17 protein-coding genes are annotated in these 16643 nt (G+C 71.9%); 6 read left to right on the top strand and 11 right to left on the bottom strand.

Annotation, left to right across the window (positions count from 1 at the left end; translation table 11 throughout):
- Window positions 1-20 precede the first annotated feature (20 nt).
- The gene (locus tag C8K30_RS20175) at window positions 21-821 is read left to right on the top strand and encodes an IclR family transcriptional regulator (protein WP_108494718.1); all 801 of its coding nucleotides are present in this window, start codon (window positions 21-23) and stop codon (window positions 819-821) included.
- 48 nt (window positions 822-869) lie between these two features.
- Window positions 870-2033 carry a mandelate racemase/muconate lactonizing enzyme family protein gene (locus tag C8K30_RS20170; RefSeq protein ID WP_108494717.1) on the top strand — a complete coding sequence of 388 codons (1164 nt, stop codon included), beginning with the start codon at window positions 870-872 and terminating at the stop codon, window positions 2031-2033.
- 147 nt (window positions 2034-2180) lie between these two features.
- Here the strand turns inward: C8K30_RS20170 and C8K30_RS20165 are convergent, their stop codons facing one another.
- Complete coding sequence (locus C8K30_RS20165) at window positions 2181-5618, bottom strand: CARDB domain-containing protein (RefSeq protein ID WP_108494716.1); 3438 nt, start codon at window positions 5616-5618, stop codon at window positions 2181-2183.
- 223 nt (window positions 5619-5841) lie between these two features.
- Between C8K30_RS20165 and C8K30_RS30415 the strand changes: the two genes are divergently transcribed.
- On the top strand, window positions 5842-6042 hold the full coding sequence (locus C8K30_RS30415) for a hypothetical protein (protein WP_146197540.1): 201 nt from the start codon (window positions 5842-5844) through the stop codon (window positions 6040-6042).
- A gap of 46 nt (window positions 6043-6088) precedes the next feature.
- Here the strand turns inward: C8K30_RS30415 and C8K30_RS20160 are convergent, their stop codons facing one another.
- From C8K30_RS20160 to paaA, 9 genes are all read right to left on the bottom strand, one after another.
- The gene (locus tag C8K30_RS20160; protein ID WP_108494715.1) at window positions 6089-6880 is read right to left on the bottom strand and encodes an enoyl-CoA hydratase/isomerase family protein; all 792 of its coding nucleotides are present in this window, start codon (window positions 6878-6880) and stop codon (window positions 6089-6091) included.
- Window positions 6877-7050: a hypothetical protein gene (locus C8K30_RS30755; RefSeq protein ID WP_158281071.1), complete on the bottom strand. Its 174-nt coding sequence runs from the start codon at window positions 7048-7050 to the stop codon at window positions 6877-6879. Before C8K30_RS30755 ends, C8K30_RS20160 begins: the two co-directional genes overlap by 4 nt.
- Entirely contained in the window at window positions 7044-7937 is an 894-nt protein-coding gene (locus C8K30_RS20155; RefSeq protein ID WP_108494714.1) for a 3-hydroxyacyl-CoA dehydrogenase family protein, read from the bottom strand. The genes C8K30_RS30755 and C8K30_RS20155 overlap by 7 nt, the downstream gene beginning before the upstream one ends.
- The gene (locus tag C8K30_RS20150) at window positions 7934-8677 is read right to left on the bottom strand and encodes an enoyl-CoA hydratase/isomerase family protein (RefSeq protein WP_108494713.1); all 744 of its coding nucleotides are present in this window, start codon (window positions 8675-8677) and stop codon (window positions 7934-7936) included. The genes C8K30_RS20155 and C8K30_RS20150 overlap by 4 nt, the downstream gene beginning before the upstream one ends.
- On the bottom strand, window positions 8674-9702 hold the full coding sequence (paaE, locus tag C8K30_RS20145) for a 1,2-phenylacetyl-CoA epoxidase subunit PaaE (protein ID WP_304590813.1): 1029 nt from the start codon (window positions 9700-9702) through the stop codon (window positions 8674-8676). The genes C8K30_RS20150 and paaE overlap by 4 nt, the downstream gene beginning before the upstream one ends.
- Before the next feature lie 118 nt (window positions 9703-9820).
- Window positions 9821-10351 (bottom strand): 1,2-phenylacetyl-CoA epoxidase subunit PaaD, encoded by a 531-nt coding sequence (gene paaD / locus C8K30_RS20140; protein ID WP_304590812.1) that lies wholly within the window; start codon window positions 10349-10351, stop codon window positions 9821-9823.
- A 77-nt stretch (window positions 10352-10428) separates the two neighbouring features.
- Entirely contained in the window at window positions 10429-11391 is a 963-nt protein-coding gene (gene paaC / locus C8K30_RS20135) for a 1,2-phenylacetyl-CoA epoxidase subunit PaaC (RefSeq protein ID WP_108494711.1), read from the bottom strand.
- Between the two features lie 51 nt (window positions 11392-11442).
- Window positions 11443-11739: a 1,2-phenylacetyl-CoA epoxidase subunit PaaB gene (paaB, locus tag C8K30_RS20130; protein WP_108494710.1), complete on the bottom strand. Its 297-nt coding sequence runs from the start codon at window positions 11737-11739 to the stop codon at window positions 11443-11445.
- Entirely contained in the window at window positions 11736-12770 is a 1035-nt protein-coding gene (paaA, locus tag C8K30_RS20125) for a 1,2-phenylacetyl-CoA epoxidase subunit PaaA (RefSeq protein WP_108494709.1), read from the bottom strand. The genes paaB and paaA overlap by 4 nt, the downstream gene beginning before the upstream one ends.
- Window positions 12771-12888: 118 nt before the next feature.
- On the opposite strand from paaA, the gene paaZ reads away from it, so the two are divergent.
- From paaZ to C8K30_RS20110, 3 genes are read left to right on the top strand one after another with little or no spacing between them, the layout of a single operon-like run.
- Window positions 12889-14955, top strand: coding sequence for a phenylacetic acid degradation bifunctional protein PaaZ (paaZ, locus tag C8K30_RS20120; RefSeq protein WP_108494708.1), 2067 nt, complete (start codon window positions 12889-12891; stop codon window positions 14953-14955).
- 7 nt (window positions 14956-14962) lie between these two features.
- A complete protein-coding gene (locus tag C8K30_RS20115) occupies window positions 14963-15763 on the top strand; it encodes a TetR/AcrR family transcriptional regulator (RefSeq protein ID WP_158281070.1) in 801 nt (266 codons plus the stop codon).
- Window positions 15760-16155, top strand: a complete 396-nt coding sequence (locus tag C8K30_RS20110) for a PaaI family thioesterase (protein ID WP_108494707.1) — start codon at window positions 15760-15762, stop codon at window positions 16153-16155. Before C8K30_RS20115 ends, C8K30_RS20110 begins: the two co-directional genes overlap by 4 nt.
- 232 nt (window positions 16156-16387) lie before the next feature.
- On the opposite strand, the gene C8K30_RS30750 is transcribed toward C8K30_RS20110, so the two are convergent.
- On the bottom strand, window positions 16388-16643 hold a 256-nt coding region (locus C8K30_RS30750; RefSeq protein ID WP_199230597.1), incomplete at its 5' end, for a hypothetical protein.

Below are 16643 nucleotides of genomic sequence, written 5' to 3'. Positions count from 1 at the left end.
CAGCCACAAGAAGGAGCACGATGACGTCGGAGTCGGTGGGAGGCACCCAGACCGTCGAGCGCGCCATGTCGCTGCTCGCCTGCTTCACCGAGGAGAGCGGCGAGCTGCGCGTGTCGGAGCTCTGCGCGATGACCGGGCTCGGCCAGTCCACGGTGTCGAGGATGATGTCGTCGCTCGACCGCATGCGGTTCGTCGTCCAGGACGAGCGCACGGGCCTCTACCGGCTCGGCCCTGCGGCGGTGTCGCTCGGGACCATCGCGCTCAACGGGTCCCCGGTGTTCAAGGCCGCGCGGCAGATCGCCCAGAACCTGGCCCACACGGTGGGGCTCGGGGCGAACGTCGCCGAGCTCGACGGCTCCGCGCTCTACTACCTCTGCAACTTCGAGGGTGAGCGGGCGCCCAAGGCCTTCTCCATGGCGGGCCGCTCCGGCCCGCTGCACGCGACCGGGCTGGGCAAGGCCCTGCTCTCCGGCATGGAGCAGGCGCGCGTGGACGAGTACTTCGCGACCCCCCGCCAGCGGTTCACCCCGCACACCATCGTGGACCGGGACGCCATGGTCGCCGCGCTCGACGAGGTGCGGAGCCGCGGGTACGCGACAGAGGTCGAGGAGCTCGCGTTCGGCCGGGCGTGCATCGCCGCACCCATCCGCAACCGGGCCGGCGAGATCGTCGCCGCGCTCTCGGTCAGCGGCCCGCTGTCGGTGCTTGATCTCGACGCACCGCAGGAGCTCGCCCTGCGCGCCATCGAGGCCGCGGACGAGGTCTCGGTAGCCCTCGGCTACAGCCCCTCCCACAACGCGGCAGCCTTCGTAGCCCCCTGACCCCGTTCCTGCCTGACCCCCGCCTGACCCACCGTCGAGGGAGACACCGTGCGGATCGCTCGCGTCCAGACGTTCCCGTTGTTCCTGAGCAAGGAGGACGCCGACAACTCCTACGCGGGCGACTCCGCCGTCGCGCACCGCGGCTACCTGATCAAGCCGCCGTGGCGCAGCCTCTACTCCCCCGGCTACGAGACGCTGCTGGTCAAGGTCGAGACCGACAACGGCCTGGTCGGCTGGGGCGAGGCGCTCGCCCCTGTCGCGCCCGAGGTCGCGGCGGCGATCGTCGACCACCTGCTCGCGCCGCTCGTCATCGGCGAGGACCCGCGGGCCGTCCGGGTGCTCTGGCACCGCATGACCGAGTCCATGCGGGAACGCGGGCACCTCCAGGGCCACCAGGCCGACGCCATGGCCGCCGTGGACATCGCGCTCTGGGACCTCTGGGGCCGGGCCACCGGGCTGTCGGTCTCGGAGCTGGCGGGCGGGCGGTTCGCCGAGACCCTGCCCGCGTACGTCTCGGGCATCCGCGGCGCGGACGACGCCGAACGCGCCGAGCGGGCCGTCGAGCTGGCCGACGCCGGCGTGCGCCGCATCAAGCTGCACCTCGGCACGGACGTCGCCACGGACCTGGCGACGTTCGACGCCGTCCGGGCGGCGCATCCCGACCTGCTCCTGGCGCTCGACGCCCACTGGACCTACCGGCTCGGTGAGGCCCGCACCCTCGGGCGGGAGCTCGACGAGCGGCGCGCCTGGTTCTTCGAGGCGCCCCTTGCGCCCGAGGACGTCGAGGGCCACCGCGACCTCGCCTCCGCCATCAGCACCCCGGTGGCGGTCGGGGAGGCGATGCGGAGCCGCTTCGAGTTCGCCGACTGGCTCCAGCGCCGCGCGACGAGCGTGATCCAGCCCGACATCGGCCGGACCGGGATCACCGAGGGGCTCGCGATCGCGGCGCTCGGGAACGCCTTCCACGCGCCCGTCGCACCGCACCACTCGGCGGCGTTCGGTGTTGCCATGGCGGCGGGCGTGCACGTCGCTGCCGCATCCCCGGCTCTCCTCGCGTTCGAGTACCAGCCGGTCACGCTGCCGGTGGCGAACCGCATCCTGACCAAGCCGCTGGAGGTCACGAAGGACGGCTCGTTCCTGGTGCCGCGCGGACCGGGCCTGGGCGTCGAGGTGGACGAGGACGTGGTCCGGGAGTTCGTCCGGCACCCCTGAGACGGCAGGCAGCGCCGGGGTTGGCGCCGTCGTCCACTGGACGACGGCACCAACCCCTGGTTCAGCTGTAAAGGTGGATCTGGCTACCTGCCGGTGAACCTACCCGCCGGCGATCTACCGGCCGGCGAACCCACTGGCTGATGGAACCTACTGGCCGGTGAACACGAACTGCGAGCCCGGCTCCTTCTCGATGTCGCCCTCGCCGGAGTTGGTGACGGTCACGTTCGACAGGATGGCGTTGCCGGTGGCGCCGCCCATCGCGAGGATGCCGGACCCGTTGTTGGACCCGTCGATCCGCACGTTCGTGATCCGCACGTCGGGCATGTTCCCGCCGCCGTTCTTGAACTGGATGCCGTCGTAGGTGGAGTCGTAGATGTCCGTGTCGCGGATCGTGACACCGACGATGGGGTGCGTCTGCGGGAAGAGCGTGATCGCCCCGAACTCCTGGTCCTCGTTCCAGAACGCCCCGCCCGTGCGGTACAGGCCGTTGTTGGCGATGAGCGTGGTCCCCGAGAACGGCAGCGGGGAGTGGTCGGTCGCCAGCATGATGCCCGGGTAGTTCATCGTGTCGTAGACCAGGTTGTTCTCGACACTGTTTCCGTAGCCGCCGTAGATGGCGATGCCGTTGGCACGCCACGGGAGCTGGACCGTGTTGTTGCGGAACGCGTTGTCGTGCGCGATGTCGACGTTCCGGTCCCTGACGTACGGGTTGGCCCAGACGGCGAGCGCGTCGTCGCCGGTGTTGCGGAACGACGAGTTGAAGACAGTCGAGTTGCGTGTCCCGTTGCTGAAGTTGATGCCGTCCGCGTAGGTGTTGCGGATGCGCATGCCGGTGAACTCGACGCCGTCGCCGGGTCCCCACAGCTCGGGGATGTTGTCGTAGTCGCGCCCGACCCACACACCGACGTTCGCGTGCTCGATCCACACGTTCGTGAACCTGGTGTTCTGGCCGAACCGCCCGTTGAGCCCGACGCCGCCCTCCTGCTGACCGTTGTTGCCGCGGATCCTGCCGGAGCCGAAGATCGCGATGTCGGAGATCTGGACGTTGTCGTCGACGTCGAACCCGAAGTTGCCCTCGTGCGGGTGGTTGATGACGCCCGGGGCGAGGTGCGGCTCGATGAGGCTGTAGAGCTGCGAGTGCCACATGCCCGCGCCGCGAATCGTGACGTCGCTGATGCCCACCTGGTTGTGGTTGCCGCGGTTCAGCGGGTCGTCCGTGAGGATCTTCTTCTCCTGGCGCCACTGCCCCGCCGGGATCCACACGCAGGCGATGTCCCCGTTCTGGTCCGCGGTCACCGCCGCCTGGATGGCAGCCGTGTCCTCGAGCCCGTCGTCCGGGACCGCACCGTACTCGGTGATCGAGGTGCACTGCGCGGGCTTGGCCGCGGGCGGCGCCACCTGCTCGAGCTCGACCAGGTCGATGATGTAGAACGCCGCGTCGTCGCCGGCGTCGCGCTGGAGCTTGAACACCGTGCCCGCCGGGAACGACCGGCCCAGCAGCGCGTGCGACTCGTCGAAGAGGCGGCGCGCGTCACCGCCCGGCGTGTTGGTGAGGCCCTCGGGGTCGTCAGTGGTCCCGTACAGCCACGAGCGCCTCGACGACAGCGTCAGCTTCTGCACGAACTGGCCGTCCGCGTACAGGCTGATCGTCTTCTCCTGTCCACCGCCGCCGGGCGCGTCGGGGATCGAGCTGCGCACGACTATCGAGTTCGTCTGGTTCGTGGAGGTGAGCTGGACGTTCTGGCCGGTGCTGTTCAGCCGCACGGACTCGCGGCCCGACGACTCGGTGGCGAAGTTGGTGTGCCCGAAGGTGCGCAGCGGGTCGGTCTGCAGGAGCGTGCCCGTGTACTGGCCGTCCTCCGCCTCGTAGGAGGTGTACGGGACGGCGGCGCCGCGGCCGACGGTCACGGCGAGCGTGCCCGTGTTGTTGTCCTCGTTCGTCTCGTCGACGACGTCGGTCGCGTCGGCCGTCGCGGTCACCGTGACCCCGCCGTTCGTCGCGGTCCACGACCCGCTCGGGGTGACGCTGACGGTCCCGCCCGCGGGGACGGCCGGCGTCGTGCCGTTCAGGGTGCTGGAGCCCGCGACCACGCGCGTCACCGAGCCGGCCGCGGCCGGCTGGTTGCCGCGGTTGCGCAGCTGGACGGTGAACGCCACGGTCGCGCCGACGGCGGGGCTGGCCGGGTTCGAGGACACCGAGACGACCTCGAGGTCCGGGCCAGGCGCCTCGCCGACGACGAGCTTGGCCGTCGCCGTGAACGCGTTGTCGGCCTCGTTCTGCTCGGCCACCGTGTTGCCCGGGTCGACGACGGCGCCCACCGTGTACTCCCCCGCCGGACGGGTGCCTGCCGCGACCTCCACCTGGGCGCTCGCGCCGGGCTGCAGGGCCGCGACGTCCGCCGATCCCGCGGTGGTGCCGCCGATCCGCGCGTCGAGCGACGTGCCCGACGACGCCCGGTCGCCCGTGTTCCGCACGGTCGCCGTCACCGTCACCGGGGTCGTCGCCGTGGGCGAGGCCGGGGACGTGGTCACCGCGGTGACCGTGAGGTTCGGGTTCGGCGCCGGGGCGCCGTAGACCTCGAGCTCGGCCACCTGGCCGTTGCCCGCGCCGGTGTTGGCCGTGAAGCGCAGGCGCACGTCGTCGACGGTCCCCGTCACCGGGACGTCCACGAGGTTGCCGGTCCCGGGTGCGAACGCGTACCCGGCCGATGCCTTGAGATCCTGCCACGCGCCCGTGCCGGAGCGCCCCTGGACGGCGAACGTCTGCGTCCGCGCGCCCCACGCGCCGTCGGGGTTCAGCCGCACGCGCACGCTGCTGAGCTGCGTCGGTGCGGCGAGGGAGACGTCGAGCGTCGACGGGTACTGCCCGCCCGCGCCCTCCCAGTACGTCCCGACCTGCCCGTCCACGGCGTTCGCGGCGACATACGTCCACTCGGTCGACGACGCCGCGGCCGGGCGGCCCTGCGCGTAGTTGGTGTCGGTCGGGGTCGGCGGGTCGGTCGGGTCACCCGTTGGCGTGCCCCACACCTGCAGCTCGGAGACCTGGCCGTTGCCCGCGCCGGTGTTGGCGCTGAACGCGAGGCGGATCTCGTCGGCCTCCGCCGTCAGCGGGATCTCGACCCGGTTGCCGCTCGCGGGGTCGAAGGCGTAGGCCGCAGAGGCCTTGAGCGTCCGGTACGACGACTCGCCGTCGGACCGGCCGAGCACGCTGAACGTCTGCGTGCGCGGGGACCACGCGGCGGGCGGGGGCAGCGTGACGACTATCCGCTCGACGTCGGCCGGCGCGCCGAGGTCGACCGTGAGGTGCGCGGGGTACTGCCCGCCCGCGCCCTCCCAGTAGGTGCTCGTGTTCCCGTCGTTCGCATTGCCCGCGACGTAGGTCTGCGTCACCGACGTCGCCGCTATCGACCTGCCCAGCGCGAGGTTGGTCGCGTCCGCCGCTTGCGCGACGGCTGCTTGCGCGACGGCTGCTTGCGGGACGGCGGTATGCGCGGCGGCGGCTTGCGCGACGGCGGCCAGGCCGAGCGGCGCGACCAGCGCCACCGCGGCGACCGCCACGACCGTGTGCTTCCAGGGGATTCTCATGAACGTCCTCGTTCTCCCGCCGGGGCGGGGGCTCGTCCACCCGTGGGCAACGGTGCCCGACGGCGGCGCGCAGCGTGGTGCGCGTCGGCGTCCTGGGTGGGTCGGGTCGGCGCCACGAGGCGACCCATGGGGACGGGACTGGTCGCACCGGGGCAAGGTGTAAGAGTTGCAACGCGTGCACTGCTTTGTGCTAGGCGTCTGTCAAGTTCTTGCAGTTTGCTGTATGGACGTTACGAGACCGCACCCCGGGCGTCAAGGGTCGACGCAGCGCTCGGTGGGTTACCCGTACACGGTGCGCGTCACGGTGGACGTCACGGCGGACGCCGCGCTGGACGCCGCGCTGGACGTCACGCTGGACGTCACGGTGGACGTCACGGTGGACGTCACGCTGGACGTCACGGTGCGGAACTACGTGCGGAACTAGGTACGGAACTAGGTGCGGAACACGGTGGTCACGGTGCGCAGCACGGTCAACGACCGGTGAAGACCGGTGCCTGCCGGTTGAGGAACGCCGCAACGGCTCCGGCGTGATCGCTGGTCGAGCCGCACCTGACCTGCGCGAGCGCCTCGGCCTCGAGCGCCTCGTCGAGGCTCAGGCCGCGCGCCTGCCCGATCAGGCGCTTGCTCTGCGCGAACGCGGTGGTCGGCCCGTCGGCGAGCTGCCGGGCGAGGGCGACCGACCGGGGCAGCACCTCGTCGGCGTCGGCGATCTCTCCCGAGATCCCCCAGGCGATGGCTTCCTCGGCGGTGAAGGTCCGGCCGAACAGGATGAGCTCCTTCGCCCTGGCGTCGCCGACGGCGCGCGGCAGGGTGACGGACAGGCCGGTGTCGAACGTCAGCCCGATGCCGGCGAAGGCCGTGGCCAGCTTGACGCCGGTCGCGTAGACCCGGTGGTCGCAGGCGAGCGCGAGGCCGAGCCCCGCGCCGACGCAGGTGCCGCCCACGGCGGCGATCACCGGCTTGGGCATGGTCAGCAGGTCGCGCACTATCGGTGAGTAGTGCTCGCGGACCGTGGCGAATGCCGCCTCGGGCCCGTCGACCAGGGCCGTCGCATGCTCGCCGAGTTCCTGGCCCAGGCAGAACGCCCTGGCCGATCCGGTCAGCACGACGGCGCGCACCTGCTCGTCCGCGGCAACGTCCGCCACGGCGTCCCGCAGCGCCTCCTTGGCCGCGACGGTCAGCGCGTTGCGGTGCTCGGGGTCGTCCAGCGTGATCGTCGCGACCGCAGCCGTGCGGTCGACGACGACGGGGGCGTCGGTCATTGCTCCTCCTGAAGGACGAAACACCGTGCGGGCGGCTGTGCGGACAGCTGCATGAGCAGCTGTGCGGACGGTTGTGCGAGCGGCTGCGCGAACGATTGCGCGTCCAGCTGCGCGAGCGGCTGCGCGAGCGGCTGCGCGAGCGCGCGCGGATCGCTCGTCGTCGTCACCACGTGTAGAACCCCTGCCCGGTCTTGCGGCCCAGCTCGCCGGCCGCGACCTTGTCCCGGAGCACCCGCGGCGGCGCGAACCGCGGCCCGAGCTCGCGCTCCAGGTGCTCGGCGATGTTCAGCCGCACGTCGAGCCCCACGATGTCGGTGGTGCGCAGCGGGCCCACGGGGTGCCGGTAGCCCAGCGTCATCGCCATGTCGATGTCCGCGGCGTCGGCCACGCCCTCCTCCAGCATGCGCATCGCCTCCAGCGCTATCGCCACGCCGAGCCGGCTGCTCGCGAACCCCGGCGAGTCCTGGACGGTGATCGCCGTCTTGCCCAGGCCGGCGACCCAGCCCTGGGCCACCTCGACCAGGCCGGGCGCCGTCCGCCGTCCGACGACCACCTCGACCAGGTCGCTGACCGGGACGGGGTTGAAGAAGTGCAGGCCGACCAGGCGGGACGGGTCCGGCAGGGCGTCGGCCAGCGCGTCGATCGAGAGGGAGCTCGTGTTGCTGGCGATCGCCGCGTCGGGGGCAGCGGCGGTGATCCGTCGCAGCACGTCGCGCTTGAGGTCGACCAGCTCCGGCACGGCCTCCACCACGAGCGAGCAGCCGACCAGCGCGGTGGCGTCGGTCACGACGTCGAACGTTCCAGCGACCCGCACGCCCTTGGCCACCGCCTTGGCGAGGCTCGCGTCGATCCGCTCGCGCGCCGCCGTCGCCGACGCGTCGTCGCTCTCGACGACGGTGACGGCGGCGCCCACGATCGCGAAGGCGTGCGCGATGCCGCCGCCCATGCGGCCGCCGCCGTAGACGCCAACGGCCTTCGGGACAGCGTTCGGGACAGCGTTTGGGACAGCGTTCGGGACAGCGTTCGGGACAGCGTTCGGGATCGAGCCGGAGGTCATGGCTTCTCCTTCCGGCGATCGAGGAACGCCGTCATCCGGTCGGTCTTGTCCTGGGTCTCGAACAGCACCGCCTGCGCGATGTCGTCGACCAGCGGGTGGGCGTCCCGCGGTGCGTCCAGGACGGACTTGGTGAGCCGCACCGCGAGCGGCGCCTGGGCGGTGATGCGGTCGACGAGGCGATGGCCGGCCGCCTCGAGGTCGTCGGCCTCGGCCACGTCGTTGAGCAGGCGCACCGCCAGTGCCTCCTCGGCGTCGAGCACGCGCCCCGCCAGCAGCACCTCCTTGGCCAGGGGCTCGCCGACGAGTTCCTTCAGCCGCCACGCGGCGCCGGCCGCGGCGAGGATGCCGAGGCCCGGCTCGGGGTTGCCGATCCTGGTCGCGGGAGTGCCGATCCGGAAGTCGCACGCGTACGCGAGCTCCGCGCCGCCCCCGAGGGCGTACCCGTCGACGAGCGCGACGACCGGCATCGGCAGCCGGTGGATCCGGTCGAAGATGCCGGAGTTGATGCCCGCGAGCGCGTCGTCCCGACGCCGTTCGCGCAGCTGGGCGATGTCCGCGCCCGCGGCGAAGGTGCCGCCGGAGCCGATCAGGAGCGCCACCCGCGGTGCGGCCTCCAGCGCTGCGCAGGCCTCGTGCAGGGCCCCGACCATCGCCAGGTCGATGGCGTTGCGGACCTCGGGGCGGTTCAGCCGCAGGACCACCCGGTCGGCGTGCTCCTCGACCAGCAGGGGCGCGCTCATGCGTCGTAGTCCACGACTACCTCGTCGCTGACCGGGAACGTCTGGCAGGTCAGGACGAAGCCGGCGGCGACCTCCTCCGGTTCGAGGGCGTAGTTGCGCACCATGTCGACCTCGCCCGCGCGGACCTTCGCGCGGCAGGTGCCGCAGACGCCGCCCTTGCACGCGAAGGGCAGGTCGGCGCGGACCTCCTGCGCGGCGTCGAGGAGCCGCTTGTCCTGCGGCATCGCGGTGGTCGTCGACCGGCCGTCGAGGATGACCGTCACCTCGCTCGTCGCCCCCTCGACCACCCGGTCCGCGTGCCGCAGCTCGGGCGGGGGCGCGTCGACCCAGAAGAGCTCGAAGTGCACCCGCCCGGCTGGGACCCCGAGCTCGTCGAGCACCGCCCGGGCCTCGGTCAGCATGCCGAACGGCCCGCAGAGCCAGACGTGGTCCATGTCGCCGACCGGGACGACGCGGGTCAGCAGCTCGCGCAGCCGGTCGCCGTCGAGCCGGCCCGAGAACAGCTCGACGTCGCGCGGCTCCCGGGACAGGACGTGGACCAGGTCGAGCTGGCCGTGGTGGGCGTCCTTGAGGTCCGCCAGCTCCTCGGCGAACATCACCGAGCTGGTGGTGCGGTTGCCGTAGAGCAGCGTCACCTGCGCGTCCGGGTTGCCGAGCACGGTGGACACGATCGAGAGCATCGGCGTGATGCCCGAGCCCGCCGCTATGCACAGGTGCCGCCCGCCCTCGGCGGGGTCGGCCCGGAAGCTGCCGCTCGGGGGTTGTACCTCCACCTGGTCGCCGGGTCGCACCTCACGCACCAGCCAGGACGAGAACAGACCTTCGGGGATCTCGCGGACGCCGATCCGCGGCGCGCTGCCGACGGGCGCGCAGATGGAGTAGGTGCGGCGGTGCTCGACGCCGTCGATGGTGCGCCGCAGCGTCAGCGACTGGCCGGCGGCGAAGTCGAACACGTCCCGCAGGGCGGCGGGCAGGCCGAAGGTCACGGCGGCCGCGTCGTCGGTGAGCTGCTCGACGTCGGTCACGGTGAGCGTGTGGAACGTCCTGCGCGCGGCGACGGCGGGGTCGGCGGTGGCGGCGTCGGCGTCGGCGGCGCCTGGAAGGGTGGCGGGGTCGGCGTCGGCCGGAAGGGTGGCGGTCACGTCAGATCTCCTTCACGTGGTCGAACGGCTCCAGGCAGGACCGGCAGCGGTACAGCGCCTTGCACGCGGTGGAGCCGAACTCCGAGCCGACCACAACGTCGTCGGACCCGCACTGCGGGCAGCGCACCGCGCGCCGCGGAGGCACGAGCTGCAGCAGCACCGGGCCGGATCGCCGCGGGGCCGGTCCCGGCGGGGAGATCCCGGCGGCCGCGAGCGCCGCCCGCCCGGCCGGGGTGATCCAGTCGGTGGTCCAGGCCGGTTCGAGGACGACCCGCACCCGCGCGTCGGCGAAGCCGGCGGCCTGCAGCTCGCGCAGGAGGTCGTCGCGCATGGTCGCCATGGCCGGGCAGCCGGAGTAGGTGGGCGTGATCGCGGCGGTGACCACGCCGTCGTCGTCGATCCTGACGTCGCGCAGGACCCCGAGGTCGACCAGCGTGAGCATCGGCAGCTCGGGGTCGACGACGGCGGAGGCGGCCTGGCGTGCGCGTTCGAGCATGCTGTCCCGGCCCGGTGCCGGCTCCTGGTCGAACATCGGGTCCTGACCAAGTACCGGGTCCTGACCAAGTACCTGGCCCCGGTCGAACGCCGGGCCCCGGCGGAGCGCGGCGGTCACCACTGCCCCCTGGGGTGCGCGCGGGCGACGACCTGCATCTCGGCGATCATCCGGCTGTGCGCCTCGGTGTGGCGGCCGTCGCGACCCTTGCTCCCCGTGCTCCCCTTGTCCCCCTTGCTCCCCTGGACCCCGGCGAGCGGGGGCACGGCCGGCCGGTCGACGCCGCTCACCGCCAGCACCTGCTCGACGACGGCGTCGACGTCCGCGGCGATGCCGGCCGGGTCGACCCCGACGCCGGCCAGCGCGGTCGCGCGCTCGACCTCGTGCGTCTCGAACAGCTCCGCCCAGTACGGCCACAGCGCGTCGAGCCCGGCGAGCAGGCGCCGCCGTGACTCGTCGGTGCCGCGGGCCAGGGTCAGGAACCAGCGTCCGGCGAAGTCGCGGTGGTAGGTCAGCTCCTTGACGCCCTTGGCGGCCACCGCGGCGAGCACGGCGTCGCGGCTGTGCGACAGCTCCTCGAAGAGGGCAAGGCGCCACGAGGAGAAGAGCAGGATCCGGGCGATCGTCTGGGCGAAGTCGCCGTTGGGGACCTCGGCGAGCCGCACGTTGCGGAACTGCACGCCGTCACGGAAGAACGCCAGCCGGTCCTCGTCCGGGACCGGCGAGCCGTCGGGCAGCGCGGGGACCTGCGAGCCGTCCGCGGCCGCCGCCCGGGCGAGCAGCAGCCGCGCCTGGCCGAGCAGGTCGAGCGCGATGTTGGAGAGCGCTATGTCCTCCTCGAGGTCCGGCGCGTTGCTGCACCACTCGGCGAGCCGCTGCGAGAGCACGAGGGCGTCGTCGCCGAGCATCAGGCAGTACGTCGCCAGGGTCGCCGGGTCGACGCCGTCGGGCACCGTGGTGTCGACGCCGGCCAGCGGATCCTCGAAGTCGGTCCCGAAGGCCCAGTGGGCGTCGTTGACGAGCAGCCCCGAGTAGGCGTTGTCGTGCTCGTCGGGCTCGTGCGTCCGGACGTCGGGCATGCGGTGGTCCTCTCCCTCCGTGTATCCCTACCTGTATCCCTGCGGGTATCCCTACATGTGCGGTACGTCGGCGGGGATGTCGTAGAACGTCGGGTGCCGGTACACCTTGTCCCCGCTGGGCGCGAAGAGCGGATCCTTCTCGTCCGGGCTGGACGCGGTGATCGCGGACGAGCGGACGACCCAGATGCTCACACCCTCGTTGCGGCGGGTGTAGACGTCGCGGGCGTGGCGCACCGCCAGCTCGTCGTCCGGCGCGTGCAGCGACCCGACATGGACGTGGTTCAGGCCGCGCTTGCCGCGGACGAACACCTCGTAGAGCGGCCACTCGCCGCTGACCTGGCCGGTCATGCCGTCCCCGTCTCGTTGCTCTGGTTGCTCTCGTTGCTCTTGCTGGTCGCGCTGGTCGCGCTGGTCTCGCCGTTCTCGCTGTTCGCGAAGGCGAGCGCCGCCTCGCGGACCCACGCGCCGTCGTCCCAGGCCCTCTTGCGGTGCGCGACTCGCTGGGCGTTGCACGGCCCGTTCCCCTTGACGACGTCCCAGAACTCGTCCCAGTCCGGCTGCCCGAAGTCGTGCGCCCCGCGCTGTTCGTTCCAGACCAGCTCGGGATCGGGCAGGGTCACGCCGAGCGCCTTCGCCTGGGGCACCGTCATGTCGACGAAGCGCTGGCGCAGCTCGTCGTTGGTGTGCGTCTTGACGCCCCACGCCATGGACTGCGCGGTGTTGGGCGACGCGTCGTCCGGCGGGCCGAACATCATCAGCGACGGCCACCAGAACCGGTCCACCGACTCCTGGACCATGGCGCGCTGCTCATCGGTGCCGCGCATCATCGTCATCAGCAGCTCGTAGCCCTGCCGCTGGTGGAAGGACTCCTCCTTGCAGATGCGGATCATGGCCCGGCCGTAAGGCCCGAACGAGGTGCGGCACAAGGGCACCTGGTTGCAGATCGCGGCGCCGTCGACCAGCCAGCCGATGGTGCCCATGTCGGCGTAGGAGAGCGTGGGGTAGTTGAAGATCGAGGAGTACTTCTGCTTGCCGCTGATGAGCATCTCGGTCAGCTCCTGGCGGGAGACGCCGAGCGTCTCGGTGGCCGAGTAGAGGTAGAGGCCGTGCCCCGCCTCGTCCTGCACCTTGGCGAGCAGGATCGCCTTGCGTCGCAGCGAGGGCGCGCGGCCGACCCAGCTCCCCTCCGGCTGCATGCCGATGATCTCGGAATGGGCGTGCTGGGCGACCTGGCGCACCAGCGTCCTGCGGTAGGCCTCCGGCATCCAGTCGCGGGGCTCGATGCGGTCCTTGCGGCCGATCACGGCCTGGAAGCGCGCCTCGAGCTGCGCCTGGCTCTCAGGCTCAACCTCTGGCTCGGGCTCGGCGACTACCGACATGGGCACCTCCGGTGGCGCTGCTGCGACTATTTACTGACCGAACGTTCTGTACTAGATTGACACAGCCGCAGCGGGTTGCACAACGGCCCGGGCCGACCGATCCGAAGGGGTGCGCACAGTGAGCACACAGCTGGAGAGCTACGTCGCGGGCAGCTGGTTCCGCGGGACGGACGACGGCGAGCCCGTCCTCGACGCCGTGACCGGTCAGGAGGTCACCCGGGTCTCGAGCCACGGCCTCGACTTCGCAGCGCTGGTCACCCACGCGCGCGACGTCGGCGGCCCGGCCGTGCGGCGGCTGACGTTCCACGAGCGGGCGACCCTGCTCAAGGAGCTCGCACTGCACCTGGGCGGGTTCAAGGACGAGTTCTACGCGGTTTCGCTGCGGACGGGAGCCACGCGGCGCGACTCGATGGTCGACATCGACGGCGGCATCGGCACGGTGTTCAGCTATGCGAGCAAGGGCAAACGGGAGCTGCCGGACGACACCGTCGTCCTCGACGGCGCCCTCGAGCCGCTCGGCAAGGGCGGCACCTTCGTCGGCCAGCACCTGTACACCTCGCGCCTCGGCGTCGCCGTGCAGATCAACGCCTTCAACTTTCCCGTGTGGGGCATGCTCGAGAAGCTGGCCCCCGCCTTCCTCGCGGGCCTGCCCAGCATCGTCAAGCCGGGCAGCCAGACGGCGTACCTCACCGAAGCGGTCGTCCGACGGATCATCGCCTCCGGCATCCTCCCCGAGGGCAGCCTGCAGCTCGTCTGCGGCAGCGCGGGCACGCTGCTGGACGAGCTCGGCGAGCAGGACGCCGTCGCCTTCACCGGCTCCGCGCACACCGCCGAGATCCTGCGCAACCACCCCGCGGTGCTGCACCGCGGCGTCCGCCTCGGCGTCGAGGCCGACTCGCTGAACTGCTCCGTCCTCGGGCCCGACGTGACCCAGCAGGACCAGGAGTTCGACCTGTTCGTCAAGGGCGTCGTCACCGAGATGACCGTCAAGGCCGGCCAGAAGTGCACGGCGATCCGGCGCGTCATCGTCCCGGAGGCGCTCGCGGACGCCGTCGTCGGCGCGATCAGCGCGCGCCTGGCCCGGATCACCGTCGGCGACCCGGCCGACGAGACCGTCCGGATGGGCGCGCTCGCGAGCCTCGCCCAGCGCGACGAGGTGCGCAAGGCCATCGAGGCGCTGCGCGCCTCCGCCGACATCGTGTACGGCAACCCGGCGCACGTCGACGTCGTGGGCGCCGACGCCGAACGCGGCGCGTTCCTCTCCCCTGTCCTGCTGCGGGCACGCCCCGGCGCCGCCGAGCCGCACGACGTGGAGCCGTTCGGCCCGGTCGCCACCGTGCTCACCTACGGGTCTCTGGACGAGGCGATCGCGCTGGCCGCCCGCGGCCGGGGCAGCCTGGTGGCGTCGCTGGTCACGCACGACCCGCAGGTCGCCCGCGACGTGGCCCGCGGGCTCGCGCCCTGGCACGGCCGCCTGCTGATCCTCGACCGCGACGACGCCGCCGAGTCGACCGGCCACGGCAGCCCGCTGCCGATGCTCGTGCACGGCGGCCCGGGCCGCGCCGGCGGCGGCGAGGAGCTGGGCGGCATCCGCGGCGTCCTGCACCACATGCAGCGCACGGCGATCCAGGGCTCCCCCGACATGCTCACCGCGATCACCGGCCGGTGGACCACGGGGTCGCGGCGGCGGCTCGACGCGGTGCACCCGTTCCGCAAGTCCCTCGCCGAGCTGCGCATCGGCGACACCATCGAGACGGCGTCGCGGACCGTCACGCTGGACGACATCGACCACTTCGCGGAGTTCACCGGGGACACCTTCTACGCGCACACCGACCCGGAGGCCGCGGCAGCGAACCCGTTCTTCGGCGGCCTCGTGGCGCACGGCTACCTCGTGGTGTCCCTGGCCGCAGGCCTCTTCGTGGAGCCGAACCCAGGCCCGGTGCTCGCCAACTTCGGCATCGACGGCCTGCGGTTCCTCACTCCGGTCCGGGTGGACGACACCATCCGGGTCACCCTGACCGTCAAGCAGATCACTCCGCGCAGCTCGGCCGACTACGGCGAGGTCCGCTGGGAGGCTACGGTCACCAACCAGAATGACGAGCAGGTGGCGACGTACGACGTGCTGACCCTCGTCGCGAAGACCGCCACGAACGCCACGACCGCCACGAATACCGGGGAGAGCTGAGGAAGCCATGGCCACGGACACCACGTCGACGGCCGCGACCGGCCGACGCCCGCGCGGACGCCCCGGCCACGACCGCGAGGCGGTGCTCCGGACGGCCATCGCGCTCTTCAACCGCCGTGGATTCGACGCCACGTCGATCAGCGACCTCGCCGCGGAGCTGAGCGTCACCAAGTCGGCGGTCTACCACCACTTCGCGAGCAAGGAGGCGTTGCTCGCGGCGGCGCTGGACGAGGCGCTGGAGGAGCTGAGCTCGGCGGTCGAGGCGGCGTCGAACGCGACGAACGGCGAGCGTAGCTCGGTGCGCCTGCGGGCCACCGTCGAGGCGGCGGTCCGCATCCTCGTCGACCACCTCCCCGCCGTCACGCTCCTGCTGCGCGTCCGCGGCAACAGCGACCTCGAGAGGTCGGCGATGGAACGGCGGCGGCACATCGACGAACGGCTCTCGGCGCTCGTCCGGCAGGCGGCCGAGGAGGGTGACCTGCGCAGCGACGTGGAGCCCGACGTCATCAGCCGGCTCGTCTTCGGCATGGTCAACTCCCTCGTCGACTGGTACCGACCCGGCGGGCCGGTGCACGAGGACGCGCTTGCCGCGACGATCTCGAGCGTGCTCTTCGACGGACTGCGGCCTCCGCCGAGTGAGCAGCAAGCCGGCCGTCCTCGGGTGGTCGGTGTGGCTGGTGCGGCTGGTGTGGCTGGTGCGGCTGGTGTGGCTGGTGCGGCTGGTGTGGCTGGTGCGCCTGGTGTGGCTGGTGCGCCTGGAATGCCCGGCGCGCCTGGGGTGCCCGGTGTGCCTGAGGTGCCGGCATGACGGAGCCTTGGACAATCACGCTGGGTGCCCTCGATCAGAAGCTGGGCATCCAGGTCGTGGAACAGTCGGCGCAGCGCGTCGTAGCCACCATGCCGGTGGCGGGGAACACCCAGTCGCTGAACCGTCTGCACGGCGGGGCGACCGCCGCGTTCGCGGAGGCGCTGGGCTCGTGGTGCGCTCTGATCCACGCGAGCACCATGGACAAGGTGTGCGCAGGCGTGGACCTCAACATCACGCATCACCGGGGCGCGACGGACGGCATCCTGACCGGTACGGCGACCCCCGTGCACCTCGGCCGGACGATCACGTCGCACGAGATCGTCGTGACGGACACGGAGGGCCGGCGCATCTGCACGGCGCGCATCACCAACCAGCTGATCGAGCCGCGCTGACGCGGTTCGATCCTGCTGGCGAGGGGTCTGAACCCGTCGCCAACCGCGAGTGGGGCGTCCTGACAGGTGGTCGCGCGTGACCAAGTAGGGGGTCGCCGACTTCAGCCCGCATCTCCCCCACGACGGCCACGCCGCGCGGTCCCTGCATCACCCGGTCCGCCACGAAGGACGGGCGCGCCTCGTCCTCCTTCGCCGGGCCCTGACCCAGCAGTTGGGCGTCAAGGTGTGCCGGTTAGATCTGCCTGCCGGTCAGGGCCGCCTGCTTGGCCTGCTTGGCCTGCTTGGCCTGCTTGGTCTGCTTGGTCTGCTTGGTCTGCTTGGTCTGCTTGGTCTGCTTGGTCTGCTTGGTCTGCTTGGTCTGCTTGGTCTGCCGGGCCTGGCCTTGCCGGGCTTGCCGGTCAGGCGGGCCCGGCGGGGTTAGGCGGCTTCGGCGTCGGTCGGTGGTGGGGTGTCGATGGCTTGGGGTAGTCGGATGTGGTGGCCGCGGG

The sequence above is a fragment of the Promicromonospora sp. AC04 genome, assembly GCF_003058225.1.
Taxonomy (GTDB): domain Bacteria; phylum Actinomycetota; class Actinomycetes; order Actinomycetales; family Cellulomonadaceae; genus Promicromonospora.
This window is presented reverse-complemented; position numbering and strand designations above follow the sequence as displayed.

Bases quoted from the DNA above. Each gene is read 5' to 3' on its own strand.
- C8K30_RS20175 (WP_108494718.1), top strand. From the start codon at position 21: ATGACGTCGGAGTCGGTGGGAGGCACCCAGACCGTCGAGCGCGCCATG.
- C8K30_RS20165 (WP_108494716.1), bottom strand. From the start codon at position 5,618: ATGAGAATCCCCTGGAAGCACACGGTCGTGGCGGTCGCCGCGGTGGCG.
- C8K30_RS30415 (WP_146197540.1), top strand. From the start codon at position 5,842: ATGGACGTTACGAGACCGCACCCCGGGCGTCAAGGGTCGACGCAGCGC.
- C8K30_RS20160 (WP_108494715.1), bottom strand. From the start codon at position 6,880: ATGACCGACGCCCCCGTCGTCGTCGACCGCACGGCTGCGGTCGCGACG.
- C8K30_RS20155 (WP_108494714.1), bottom strand. From the start codon at position 7,937: ATGACCTCCGGCTCGATCCCGAACGCTGTCCCGAACGCTGTCCCGAAC.
- C8K30_RS20150 (WP_108494713.1), bottom strand. From the start codon at position 8,677: ATGAGCGCGCCCCTGCTGGTCGAGGAGCACGCCGACCGGGTGGTCCTG.
- paaD (WP_304590812.1), bottom strand. From the start codon at position 10,351: ATGTTCGACCAGGAGCCGGCACCGGGCCGGGACAGCATGCTCGAACGC.
- paaC (WP_108494711.1), bottom strand. From the start codon at position 11,391: ATGCCCGACGTCCGGACGCACGAGCCCGACGAGCACGACAACGCCTAC.
- paaB (WP_108494710.1), bottom strand. From the start codon at position 11,739: ATGACCGGCCAGGTCAGCGGCGAGTGGCCGCTCTACGAGGTGTTCGTC.
- paaA (WP_108494709.1), bottom strand. From the start codon at position 12,770: ATGTCGGTAGTCGCCGAGCCCGAGCCAGAGGTTGAGCCTGAGAGCCAG.
- C8K30_RS20115 (WP_158281070.1), top strand. From the start codon at position 14,963: ATGGCCACGGACACCACGTCGACGGCCGCGACCGGCCGACGCCCGCGC.
- C8K30_RS20110 (WP_108494707.1), top strand. From the start codon at position 15,760: ATGACGGAGCCTTGGACAATCACGCTGGGTGCCCTCGATCAGAAGCTG.